General features: G+C 34.2%; 11 protein-coding genes and 1 pseudogene. 8 read left to right on the forward strand and 4 right to left on the reverse strand.

Annotation, left to right across the window (positions count from 1 at the left end; translation table 11 throughout):
- Positions 1-65: 65 nt before the first annotated feature.
- On the reverse strand, positions 66-1,967 hold the full coding sequence (locus BM238_RS07435; protein ID WP_090079561.1) for a DUF2207 domain-containing protein: 1,902 nt from the start codon (positions 1,965-1,967) through the stop codon (positions 66-68).
- Between the two features lie 90 nt (positions 1,968-2,057).
- Positions 2,058-2,687, reverse strand: coding sequence for a LemA family protein (locus tag BM238_RS07440; protein ID WP_233741935.1), 630 nt, complete (start codon positions 2,685-2,687; stop codon positions 2,058-2,060).
- Positions 2,688-3,265: 578 nt separating this feature from the next.
- On the opposite strand from BM238_RS07440, the gene BM238_RS07445 reads away from it, so the two are divergent.
- The 7 genes from BM238_RS07445 (at position 3,266) to murB (ending at position 9,211) form a co-directional block, all read left to right on the forward strand.
- Entirely contained in the window at positions 3,266-3,748 is a 483-nt protein-coding gene (locus BM238_RS07445; protein WP_090079562.1) for a hypothetical protein, read from the forward strand.
- 497 nt (positions 3,749-4,245) lie between these two features.
- On the forward strand, positions 4,246-5,004 hold the full coding sequence (locus BM238_RS07450) for a hypothetical protein (RefSeq protein WP_090079563.1): 759 nt from the start codon (positions 4,246-4,248) through the stop codon (positions 5,002-5,004).
- Positions 5,005-5,182: 178 nt separating this feature from the next.
- A complete protein-coding gene (locus tag BM238_RS07455; protein WP_143093364.1) occupies positions 5,183-5,461 on the forward strand; it encodes a hypothetical protein in 279 nt (92 codons plus the stop codon).
- A gap of 77 nt (positions 5,462-5,538) precedes the next feature.
- Positions 5,539-6,063, forward strand: a complete 525-nt coding sequence (locus tag BM238_RS07460; RefSeq protein WP_090079565.1) for an SRPBCC family protein — start codon at positions 5,539-5,541, stop codon at positions 6,061-6,063.
- Positions 6,064-6,533: 470 nt separating this feature from the next.
- Positions 6,534-7,733 (forward strand): pyridoxal phosphate-dependent aminotransferase, encoded by a 1,200-nt coding sequence (locus tag BM238_RS07465; RefSeq protein WP_090079566.1) that lies wholly within the window; start codon positions 6,534-6,536, stop codon positions 7,731-7,733.
- A gap of 6 nt (positions 7,734-7,739) precedes the next feature.
- Positions 7,740-8,192, forward strand: coding sequence for a hypothetical protein (locus tag BM238_RS07470; RefSeq protein WP_090079567.1), 453 nt, complete (start codon positions 7,740-7,742; stop codon positions 8,190-8,192).
- On the forward strand, positions 8,192-9,211 hold the full coding sequence (gene murB / locus BM238_RS07475) for a UDP-N-acetylmuramate dehydrogenase (RefSeq protein WP_090079568.1): 1,020 nt from the start codon (positions 8,192-8,194) through the stop codon (positions 9,209-9,211). The genes BM238_RS07470 and murB overlap by 1 nt, the downstream gene beginning before the upstream one ends.
- Positions 9,212-9,355: 144 nt before the next feature.
- Here murB and BM238_RS07480 read toward each other — a convergent pair whose 3' ends face one another.
- Positions 9,356-10,102 carry a molybdopterin-dependent oxidoreductase gene (locus BM238_RS07480; protein WP_090079569.1) on the reverse strand — a complete coding sequence of 249 codons (747 nt, stop codon included), beginning with the start codon at positions 10,100-10,102 and terminating at the stop codon, positions 9,356-9,358.
- Positions 10,092-10,775: a cytochrome b/b6 domain-containing protein gene (locus BM238_RS07485; RefSeq protein WP_090079570.1), complete on the reverse strand. Its 684-nt coding sequence runs from the start codon at positions 10,773-10,775 to the stop codon at positions 10,092-10,094. Before BM238_RS07485 ends, BM238_RS07480 begins: the two co-directional genes overlap by 11 nt.
- Before the next feature lie 150 nt (positions 10,776-10,925).
- Between BM238_RS07485 and BM238_RS07490 the strand changes: the two are divergent.
- A pseudogene (locus tag BM238_RS07490) lies at positions 10,926-11,945 on the forward strand (LLM class flavin-dependent oxidoreductase).
- Positions 11,946-11,972 lie beyond the last annotated feature (27 nt).

Consider the following 11,972-nt stretch of genomic DNA (forward strand, 5'->3'; position numbering starts at 1 on the left):
AAAAACCAAATAATTCGGTTCTAATATGCGTTTACAAAAAGCGAATAGAATTATTTAAAATAATCCTACCAACCGCCACCACCGCCACCACCGCCACCGCCGCCAGAAAATCCGCCGCCGCCGGAACCACTTCCCGAACTTGAAGGTGGCGTTGCAGCCGTACTTAGCGAATTGGTCATGCTGCTGCCAAAAGAACTGGCAAACATCATATTATTAAAATTCCCACCGATGTACCAACTGTTTTGATAAGGCTGATTCATCGATTGAAGCGTATTTTCAAACTTTTTGCCCCAAATTTCATCCACACCCAAAATCATCGCAAAAGGCAAATATTTCTCAAAAACTTCAGGTGTCATTTTTGGCGGATTGTGAAATTTCATCAACTGATTTTCCGCCGCGCTCAGATACATTTCAAAACCATCGATCAAAGATTTTTGTTCTAATTTTTCGACTGTTGGTTTTCTGATGAGATAACTGTAAACCATCAAACCAGAAAAAGCGATCATTAAAAATAAATAGCAAAAATTAAAATTTTGATCATTTAAAGAAGTCAAACCGACTTTTAAACCCATCGTTGAGATAAAAAAGAAAAAGAACGGCACGATCCAAAAAAGTTTAGCAGAAAATTTAAACTTTCCAAAAAACTGAACGATGAAGAATACAACAGTCAAGGCAACGAAAATTAGTCCGCCCAACACTATTTTTCCAAAATCCGGATCAAGGAAATAACTTGTAAATAAGGCAATTCCATAAAAAGCCAGGATCGCTAAAGTTGGCAAAATTAATTTGTTTTGATTATTTCCCGCCGTTAAAAAAGCATCGTGCTGAAAATTTAAACTCGCTTTCACCGAATTGACCATCGTCTCAATCCCGCTGTCATATTGATTATCTAAAGTGATGGAAGTTTCATTTCCATTAAATAAACGGTCGATAATTTCCTGCTCTTCCGCAGGCAAATTTTTATCACTGTCCTGAACTTTTAAGATCGTATATCTTTTCTGTTTAAAATGACCGAAAAGTCCACCTTCCTCGGTTTCAGTAATTTTTAGATAACCTTTTATGGCTAAATCTACAACGCCTGCCGTGATAAAACTATTGTCAAATCTTTCTTTTTTCAGATAACCAAAAGAAGCCGGCGACAAATTATTCGGCACATTAAACTGCGGATAAATCGTCGGTGATTCCGGATCTCTGCCATATTTGTCCCACGATTGATAAAAGAAAATAAAGAGGCCAATTAAAAACACAATTGCTGCCCCTAAAATGCTGTATTTTTCTAAAAAAGTGGGCGGTGGCGGCGGAATAATCAAACCTTTCTCAAAACCGATCGCAACCGTTAAACCTTCATTTTCAGAAAAATTATTTGCCGAAAAAGATATTTCATTATCAGAAATTTTCTCATAAGTACAATCTTGTCCTTTCTCGCCATACTTTCCCGTGTAGCAGGAATTTTGAATGATTTTTGCGCCGTCCGGTAATTTGATATTGGCTGAAATATTTTCAGTCTTAAAATCCCAGGCGATTCCATTTACATTCCAGTAAAATTCATCATATTTCGGAAAAAAACCAATTTGATTTTTCGCCGTGTAATTGATCACATAATCGTAAACGTCCGGCGTCAGGAAAACATCTTTTTTACCGACGTAAATTACCAGATTTCCATTATTTGTTTCCGTGTGATAATCTTCCTTTTCACCATTTTTCGTGATAGAAATATCAGAATACCGAACCTGTTCTTCCTTATTATTTAAATTTCTGGTTTCCGGAAGCGTTCTAAAAATCCCGCGACGAATAGTATTTCCTGTCGCATAAACTTTGATATGTTCCGAAACCTGAATGCCACCTTTTTGATTCACCACAATATCAGAATGGAAAGAAATAATTCTTTCTTCCGTATTTAATGAATCCGTCTGCGCAAAAGAAAATGCCCAAAAACTAAGGAATAAAAAGACAAAAAACCGCTTCATATAAAGTTTTTACTGTTTTAAAAAAGACCAGGCAAACGCCCAATTTCGCGAATGTCTATTTTCAAACCTATTAAATAACGATTTCAAACCTTAAAATTTCACCTCAGGAACCGCTCTTTCCGCCGGACTTTCCAGTTCAAAGAAAGGTGATTTCACAAACTTGTACATATTCGCGATAAAATTACTTGGGAAAGTATCCACCAGAATATTATTCTCACGCACCGTTCCGTTGTAGTACCTGCGGGATTTTTCGATGTCAGATTCCAGGTCAGACAATTGACCCTGCAACTGCATAAAATTCTTGTTCGCTTTCAGATCCGGATACTGTTCCGCTACCGCGTTTAAATTGACCATTGCCTGACCAAGATTTTTTTCCGCCGCCTGCTTTTCTTCCACAGTCGTTGCGTTCACGGCCTGCGTTCTCGCGCGCGTCACACTATCAAGCGTTGCGCGTTCATGCGTCGCGTAGCCTTGCACCGTCGCCACCAGATTCGGTATCAGATCGTGGCGTTTTTTCATCATCACATCCATACTGCTGAACGCTTCCTGCACCATCGTGCGAAATTTCACCAATCTGTTGTAAATAGAAACGCCATACATCACAAAAATCACAACCAGTGCGACAATAACCAAAAGAATTACCATAGTTTTAAAATTTAAAAGTAAAGATAAACAATTTCCCCAAGCCATTGCGAGCAAAGTTTTGTCATTGCGAGACACTTTTCAATCTTTTCGTCATTGCGAGGAACGAAGCAATCCCTTGACATTATAAAAACTTAGAAGCAACAAGATTTTCGCTTCTTTGAAGATGGTACCCGCTTTCTACTATATCTTTTTTGTCATTGCGAGGAACGAAGCAATCCGTTGAAAATGATCGCAATCGCAATAACAAAAAAGGATGCCGTTTCAATCGGGGCTAAAAGTTTGGGTATTTTTCGTTCGAAAGGAAGAATAGTAATTTCAAATTACGGTATTCCGTAATTATTATTCAATTCAATTTTCTATATTTGATTTATTAATAAAGTCAGCAGTCATACATATCTACCCATAAATGGGTGGCTTTGTGTAGTTTTGTCATACATATATACAAGTTGTAAGATATTTTTAGGATGGAACGTTATCGAAAGATTGTCTAATGAAACTTTGATTTTTCATATTCAAAACTGTCGAAACGCTTTGACAACAAAGATTTCAAATTAAAAAAATTGTGCAACGGGTTGGAATTAACCGAAAACCTGCCTTCATAATGAGAAGTTACTATAACAAAATAAGTAGGAAAAAACATTAAAATAAATTTTATGAAAAGAACATTTTCAATTTTAGCGATTTTTTCAGTATTAACATTATCTATAATCTACTCGTGTAGAAGTGGTGAAAATGGAAATACAGAAATGTTATCAACGACTGAATCACTTTATAATAAAAAAGAAAGCACATTATTACAAAAAAAGTACGGATTTGTTTCTATAAGTAATTATGTTAACAAAACCGATAAAATGACATTTAATAATATTAAATCATCAAACAGTTTTTCAAAAAATGCTTTTTCGGCAGATGATTTGGATTTGACTAAAGTCACTGAAACAGTTTGGGAAGACGCCGCAATTTCCTATACAATTGTATTTAAAAATAGTACGACAAAATTTTTGGTAGTTTCAGTTAAGAAAAATGAGACCTTTGATGTTAATAACGGGGTAATAATTGAAAATTTGGTTGATAATAAAGGTAATGGTGAAATGTTTTATACAAATGTGAGAAGGAGAAACAAAACAATATTTTGAAAATGGTAAAGAAATCAACTCAACACTTGCATACGGGAGACGACCATTTAGAGAATGTTTCGACCAAGCATACAATGATATCTGCGATGGTTTCATAGGCTGTGTCGCTTGGTATTCTAACTCTGCTGTTCCACTTGTAGCTGCGGCATATTGCCAAATTCATGGATAAAAAATTAAAATATAAATTAATATGACAACTAGAAACAAAATTTTATTATTATCATCAATATTTGCATCAATTATTGGAGTACTATTAAAACTCAATCAGTACAAATTTTTTGGTAATGTATTTATTGCAATAGGCACTTTAATTTGGTTCTACTTAATTGCATTAGTTATTTATAAATATCTAAAGACCACTTAAAGAAAACATCTTACAACAAGATATTTGCAAAAAAAGCCCCAAAAGTACATTGTGCATAGGGGCTTTCTTCGCAAATACCCAAACGTTAGCGGTAATTTTAAAAAAAAACAGGAAAATTCAACATTTTTAGAAAATGGATAAAACTCAAGGAAAAGAACTATTAGAAATTAAAAACATAATATTGAAACAATTCGGTCAGTCAGAATGGTTAGAATTGGGATTTTATTTAGGATGTAATGATATAATTGAAAATCATCCTCGATTATTGAGAAGTTTAAGTTTTGGAGATGAAGATTATGAGGGAAATGTTTTAACTGTATTGGACGAAATAATAAAACTTGACACCAATAATTTTAAAGAGATAAAGATTTATCTTTCTGAAAAATTTTCTAATCCACAAGTTTCTGAATATATTTCAACAGCACATACTGAAGTGCCTAAAAAAATGATGACATTTTCTCCTCAAGTTTTTAGTATTCCTACTAAATCTCAAAATGATAAATTAGTTACAGTTATGCTACCATTTTCTCAACAAGGAACATTTAACGCTGTAAAAAATGCTTGTGACAATTTAGGTTTAGAATGCAAAAAAGCAGATGATATTTGGGAAAACACTACATTTATTCAAGATATTTTTGAGCTTATTTTTACTTCTAAAGTAATGATTGCTGATTTTACAGGAAAAAATCCAAATGTATTTTATGAAGTTGGAATTGCTCATACTTTGGGAAAAACTGTAATACCAATTACTCAATCCATTAATGATATTCCTTCAGATTTGAAACATCACAGAGCATTAGTATATCATCCAATCGAACAAGGCTATAAAGAACTGACCAACGAAATTGATAAACGCTTAAGAACTCTATTTCCTGAAAAAGAACTTTGGTAAAAAAACTACCGCTAGCAGCGGTTTTGCAATAGTGCGGGATTCTCGCAAATTTAAAGATTTTAAATATTCCGATGTTTAGTTTATAAAAGAAAGATTTATCATATTAATCCGCACCATCGCAAAGACATAAAGCGTTGGTAGCAAATATAAAAACCCGTAACATAGACAAACAATTAGTATGACAAAAAGATTTTTATTATTTCTTGTGCTTTGGACGACCTTTTTGAAAGTTCAAGCACAGACAACATTTGAGCAAAACTACCTTGGCGATGAATTTTCACTTTACAAAGGAGTTCTTCTGAAATTAATTGACAATCCAATTTCAGGCTTTGACCACACTTTTTATTCAGACATAAAGTATTGTCAGTCTGCCTATGACAATAATGTAATATATCCAGACACGAAATATAATTTTGTTACTGTTAAGGATTCTTTAAAAAACAGAAATTCCTTGTAGAAAATATTATTGATAAAACAGGACAAGAGTGGAATGAATCTTCTAAAACGGATTATTTTGCTAAACCACTATTCGTTTTGAAAGATACTGCAAGCGGACAGAAAATTTATTATAAGTATGACAAAGAATATGAGCATAATTTTCCATTCAACACCTCTAAGATAAAGTATCCAACAGACTATTTTTGCTCTAAAATCGAAAAAGAAAAAGATGAATTCACAAGTGAACTCAAATTTAGTTCCCCTTTAATGAGTGGTAGACAAATATCACCGATGATAATCTATAAGCATATTAATAAAGGAAAATCAGTTTATTATTTGAGTTTGCATACAAATGGAAGTACAGTGAATGTTAATGAAAGTGGCGTTATAATTTTATTCCAAGATGGCACAAAATGGACACGATCTTCAAAAATTGATGTTGATGCAGGAAGTAATGGTTTTGATTATTCATCATTTATTACATTGACATCAACAGACCTTTTGACATTTTCAACAAAGAAAATTAAAAAATTCAGACTATATATTTATGACGAAGATGTTGATCCAAGTAGTGCTGAAAAATTCAAATTATATACAGAATGTATCAAAAACTCAAAATAAGTGCTGCTAACGTGGGTTTGGCAAAATAGGGGTAGAAATGCTGAATTGAGCATTTGGAATTTGTAGTTTTTTAGGAATTATTAATTTTGAATTTTAAAAATAGCACCCGCTGCCGCACGATTGCCCCGCCAGCGCTAGCGTCCCGCTAATGCCGAACAAAACCCACCATCTTAACCCCCCCCGCTGGCGCGAGCGTCCCGCCCGTGCATAAATAAAAAATCTTCATAAAATGATTGGACACGAGCGTGACGCTCGCGCCAGCAAAATATAATATTCGCAATTTATTTTAACCGCATTTTTCGTCCCTTCAAAAATAAAATTACCCATCTATTTAGCCCGGATTGAAGCGGCATCCTTTTTCTTTTTTTTACAAAAAAGAAAAAGATATAGCGGAAAGCCGGTACCAATTTGAAACAGAAAAATCTTGGTCTTGCTTCTAAAAATCCTTAAATTTGTAAAAAATAATTGCAATGCCAAAAATATCCCGGCGCGCGCAGGAAATGCCCGCTTCACCCATAAGAAAATTGATTCCCTACTCTATCGAAGCCAAAAAAAGAGGCACGAAAGTCTACCATTTAAACATCGGTCAACCCGATATTGAAACGCCGGAAACTGCTTTGAATGCCTTGAAAAACATCGATCTAAAGGTTTTGGAATATTCACTTTCTGAAGGAAATCTGGAATACAGAACGGCGCTCAATAATTATTACCATTCTTTGGGATTTAATGATTTAACAACCGATAATTTCATCGTGACAAACGGTGGTTCGGAAGCCTTGAATTTTGCAATTTCCACGCTTTGCGACGCAGGTGACGAAATTATTATTCCGGAACCTTATTATGCGAATTATAATGGTTTTACAGCAGCCTATAATGTGAAAGTTGTAGCCATTCCATCAACGATTGACACAGGTTTTGCTTTGCCACCGATTGAAGATTTTGAGAAAAAAATTACGGATAAAACACGCGCAATCATTATTTGCAATCCGGGAAATCCGACAGGTTATTTGTACACGAGAGAAGAATTGCAAAAATTAGCGGAAATTGCCTTGAAACATGATATCGTCGTGATTTCTGATGAGGTTTACCGCGAATATGTTTATGATGGAAAACAACAAGTTTCAATGTTAGAATTTCCAGAACTGGCGGAAAATTGCATCATAATAGATTCTGAATCAAAACGTTATAGTATGTGTGGCGTAAGAATTGGTTTTATGGTGACGCGTTCGAAAAAAATCCATGATGCCGCGATGCTTTTTGCACAGGCGAGATTGAGTCCGGTTTTAATTGGACAAATTATTGCGGCGGCGGCACATCAAAATGACCACGCTTACATCCAAAGCGTTCGTGAAGAATACACGAAACGTCGAAATCTTTTGGTAGATTTATTAAATGGAATTCCCGGCGTTATTTGCCCAAAACCAAAAGGTGCTTTTTATTGCGTGGCAGAATTGCCGGTTGACGATACCGATAAATTTGCGCAATGGCTTTTAGAAACCTATTCTCACGACAACGAGACAATTATGGTTGCGCCAATGGGCGGTTTTTACAGCAATCCGGAATTAGGAAAAAAACAGGTAAGAATGGCGTATGTTTTAAATGAAACTGATTTAAAAAGAAGTGTGGAATTGCTTCACAATGCACTTATTCAATATAATTCAGTGAAATAATTCTTTATGATAAAATTGATTAAAATATCAGGATTTTTGAGTGTCATTTTGCTTTGTTTTTTAAGTTGTAATACGACGGCGCAAACAAACAAAAATTTAAGCACGATCAATTCTGTTTCCGTGACCAATACTTTTGGCAGAGGCGGAACAGTGAGTATTACGGCGACCAAAGATTCTTTAATTTCTGTGAACAACAGCATTGCCACGAAAGAAATCCCGACAAAAAGCAGCAAGATTGATATCAAAAACTGGAACTCAATTGTTGCAGGTTTAAATCTGGAAGACATAAAAAATACGCAAAGTGGAAAAAGCAGAGGTTATTATGACGGTCCGGATGAGATTTATGAAATAGTGACAAACAACAAAACGTACACATTAACCAACGTTTCTGATCCAGTAAAGTCTAAACAACTCAAAAATTTGAAAGTTATTCTTCAAAAAATGGCTGCACAAAAGTAATGAAGGAAAAATTTTCTTTAAAAAACTACAACACTTTTGGCGTTGATGTTTCGGCAAAATATTTTGCGGAAGTGTCGACTGTTGAAGAATTAATAGAAATTTTAAACAACCAAAAACAAGAAACCAAAAACCAAACACCATTATTTCTCGGTGGCGGAAGCAATATTCTTTTCACCAAAGATTATAATGGTTTGGTTATTCAATTAAATTTAAAAGGAATTTCAGAAGAACTAATTTCTGAAAATGAAGTTTTAGTCACTGTAAAAGCCGGAGAAAATTGGCATGAACTGGTTCAATATTGTTTGGCTAAAAATTATGGCGGAATTGAAAATTTATCTTTAATTCCGGGAAATGTTGGAACGTCGCCAATGCAAAATATTGGCGCTTATGGCGTGGAAATTAAAGATTCTTTTGTGAGTTGCCAGGTTTTAAATTTAGAAACTTTAGAAGTCGAAGTATTTGATAAAGAAAAATGCGATTTCGGTTACCGCGATTCAATTTTCAAAAAAGAAGGCAAAGGCAAATATGTAATTCTGGAAGTGACTTTTAAATTGACCACAAAAAATCACCTCATCAAAACAGAATACGGCGCGATAAAAGTGGAATTGGAAGAAATGGGAATTGAAAACCCAACGATTCAAGATGTTTCAACAGCCGTAATTGCAATTAGACAAAGCAAACTGCCCGACTGGCGAAAAACCGGAAACGCGGGAAGTTTCTTTAAAAACCCGACTATTTCAAAAGAAAATTATTTAAAGTTAAAAGAGAATTTTGACACCATTCCAGGTTATCCAAATGAAAACGGCATTAAAGTTCCTGCAGGTTGGCTGATCGAACAATGTGGTTGGAAAGGGAAACAAATCGGAAATGTGGCAAGTCACAAAGACCAATCTTTGGTCATAATCAATGCAACCGGAAATGCGACAGGTAAAGAAATTTATAATTTTTCACAAATGATCATTGATTCTGTTCAGGAAAAATTTGGAATATTACTGGAACGGGAAGTGAATATTATTTAAAAGACTTTTAGATTATAGATTGATAGATAATAGATTTTTCTCTCGCAGATTTGACAGATGACGCAGATTAAAATTCAATAGTTTAAAAATCTGCTAAATCTGCGAGAAAAATATTACGATGATTATAATGAATTACTTCAAAATCTAAAATCCACAATAATAATCATAACCTCTTTCGTACCAATAATCTTTTGGACGGTCATTAGAGAAAACAATTGTTCCAATTCTTTTTAAATGTTTCACGCCATACTTTACAGGAATTATTAATCTGATCGGATAACCTTGGTTTGCAGGCAGAGTTTTGCCGTTCATTTCGTAAGCCAAAATTGTCTGTGGCTGAATCATACTTTTATGGTCAATTCCTACATAATACTGTTTATCCGGCGTTGACATTCCTACATAATTTAATGCATTTTCATTTTCCAAATGATAGGCTTTTATAAAATCCGTGAATTTTACGCCGCTCCAATTGGTAATTTGACTCCAACCTTCAATGCATTTAAAGTTAAAAGTAACTTCTGTTTTTGGTAATTTTTTAAGTTCATCAACGCTCACTTTTAAAGTGTCGCCGTTATTTTTTACAATACTAATAAAATAATTTTCACGATCTGGCGCATCTTGTATTCCTACATAACCATTTACGCGAACGTTTTTTGCGGCTTCGCTTTTATCAAAAACTCGGGTAGTTTTTGTTATGTTAAAAGCATTGTTTGCTATTTTTTCATTTAAATCTAAAGTTTTGCGCAAAGTGTTTGGTGTTCCATTATCTTGTTTCTCAGCTTTCAATTTTTTAAATAAAAATACTGAACCAAAAATAAATATCAAAAATATGACGCCGGAAATAATTGAAGTTCTTGCGATGTATGATTTAGAGACCTGCTTATTCTTCATCTTTAATTTTTTTCTTTTTATTAACCTCAAAACCTCTTACCATCGCAATAAAATTCTGCCAGCCTGCCAAAATCACCTGTATAACGTGAACAAGGAAAAATAAACAGAATAGAATTGTCAAGACAAAATGGATGATTCTTGCATTAGAATAACCTCCGAAAATATAAGTCAAACCACTCAACTGCACTGGCTTATAAATTGCCAAACCCGTTAATAAAGAACCTACTCCCATTAAAATAACCAAAGTGTAAGCAATTCTTTGTGCAGCATTATATTTGGTTTGTTCTGGTTTTGTTTTTCTAATTTTTAAATCATACAAAACGACTTGAAAAGCTTCTTTAAAAGACCTTTTTTGTGGAAGCAAATATTTATATTCTTTTGAAAAAATCAGGTAAAGCACGTAGATAATTCCGTTAAAAAAGAAGAACCACATAAAGAAAAAATGCAGATTCATCCCTTCTGCCAGTCTGTAAGGAATTCCCAAAGCTGTAAAAAACTCTTTCGGGAAAAAATGAAAAATAACAGTATTGCCGATTTTAATATTGTAAACGCTGCTTGCCCAATAAATTAGCAAACCGCTCCAGATCATCAACGCCAAAATGGGAAAATTTACCCAATGAAACCACCTTATTGCTAGCGGGTGTTTTTCAACAATTTCCTCTTTTCCTTCCATTGTGATAGATTTATAGTTCAGTAAAGTTAAAATAATTTACTATAAATTTTCAATAAAAGATTTAACGAATACAAAAATTCAAGATTAATGAAATTTTGGCAGAATTTTTACAGAAAAATCAATTGGTTCAAAATTTGAGAAACTTAAGCTATGAAAAATACCCAACTCAAAATATCGACTTTAGATTTAGCGACTGTAAAAGAAAACAGAAGTTTAAAACAAACTTTTGATGAAATTTTAGAGTCTGCCCAACATATAGAAAATCTTGGCTACGAAAGATTCTGGCTCGCAGAACACCACAATATGGCAAGTATCGCAAGTTCTGCGCCTTCCATTTAAATAGGTTATGTCGCAAATGGAACGAAAAAAATCCGGGTTGGTTCCGGTGGAATTATGCTTCCAAACCACAGTTCTTTGGTTATTGCCGAACAATTTGGAACATTAGAAAGTTTATTTCCCGGCCGAATTGATCTTGGAATCGGAAGAGCTCCCGGAACAGATGGTTTGACAGCGCAGGCTTTGGGAAGAGATGCAAGAAATATAAATCAACATTTTCCAAGACAAATCTTTGAACTTCAAAATTATTTTTCTGAAGATAATTCGTCAGCGCAAGTTCGAGCAATTCCTGGTGAAGGTCAAAATATTCCGATCTATACTTTAGGTTCGAGTACCGACAGCGCTTATTTGGCAGCTGAAATGGGTTTGCCTTATGCTTTTGCCGGACATTTTGCGCCGGAAATGATGCGTGAAGCTTTTTACATTTATAGAGAAAACTTTCAGCCTTCAGAATATTTGGATGAATCTTATATTATTGCCTGTGTTAATGGAATTGCCGCAGAAACTGACGACGAAGCAAAAAGTTTAGCAACCACACTTTATCAGGCCTTTTTAAATATAATCCGCAATGACCGAAAACCTTTTCCTGCGCCTTCAACTGATATGGATAATATCTGGAGTCCAATGGAAAAAGCGGCAATTTTGCAAAAACTGAAATATAGTTTTATTGGTGATGCAGAAAGTATAGAAAATCAAATAAAAGAATTTCAGGACACTTTTCATGTGGATGAATTGATGATCACATCACATATTTACAGTCAAAAAGCCAAATTGCGATCTTATGAAATTTTAAAAACGGCGGTGAATAACTTAAATCAAGTTGTAGCAATTTAATATATTTTTTTTAAACTCAAATAAGAG

Origin of the sequence: Halpernia frigidisoli, from assembly GCF_900113805.1 — a bacterium.
In the GTDB taxonomy this organism is placed as follows: Bacteria; Bacteroidota; Bacteroidia; order Flavobacteriales; family Weeksellaceae; genus Halpernia; species Halpernia frigidisoli.

Bases quoted from the DNA above. Each gene is read 5' to 3' on its own strand.
- murB (WP_090079568.1), top strand. From the start codon at position 8,192: ATGAAGGAAAAATTTTCTTTAAAAAACTACAACACTTTTGGCGTTGAT.
- BM238_RS07455 (WP_143093364.1), top strand. From the start codon at position 5,183: ATGACAAAAAGATTTTTATTATTTCTTGTGCTTTGGACGACCTTTTTG.
- BM238_RS07465 (WP_090079566.1), top strand. From the start codon at position 6,534: ATGCCAAAAATATCCCGGCGCGCGCAGGAAATGCCCGCTTCACCCATA.
- BM238_RS07435 (WP_090079561.1), bottom strand. From the start codon at position 1,967: ATGAAGCGGTTTTTTGTCTTTTTATTCCTTAGTTTTTGGGCATTTTCT.
- BM238_RS07450 (WP_090079563.1), top strand. From the start codon at position 4,246: ATGGATAAAACTCAAGGAAAAGAACTATTAGAAATTAAAAACATAATA.
- BM238_RS07480 (WP_090079569.1), bottom strand. From the start codon at position 10,102: ATGAAGAATAAGCAGGTCTCTAAATCATACATCGCAAGAACTTCAATT.
- BM238_RS07470 (WP_090079567.1), top strand. From the start codon at position 7,740: ATGATAAAATTGATTAAAATATCAGGATTTTTGAGTGTCATTTTGCTT.
- BM238_RS07445 (WP_090079562.1), top strand. From the start codon at position 3,266: ATGAAAAGAACATTTTCAATTTTAGCGATTTTTTCAGTATTAACATTA.
- BM238_RS07485 (WP_090079570.1), bottom strand. From the start codon at position 10,775: ATGGAAGGAAAAGAGGAAATTGTTGAAAAACACCCGCTAGCAATAAGG.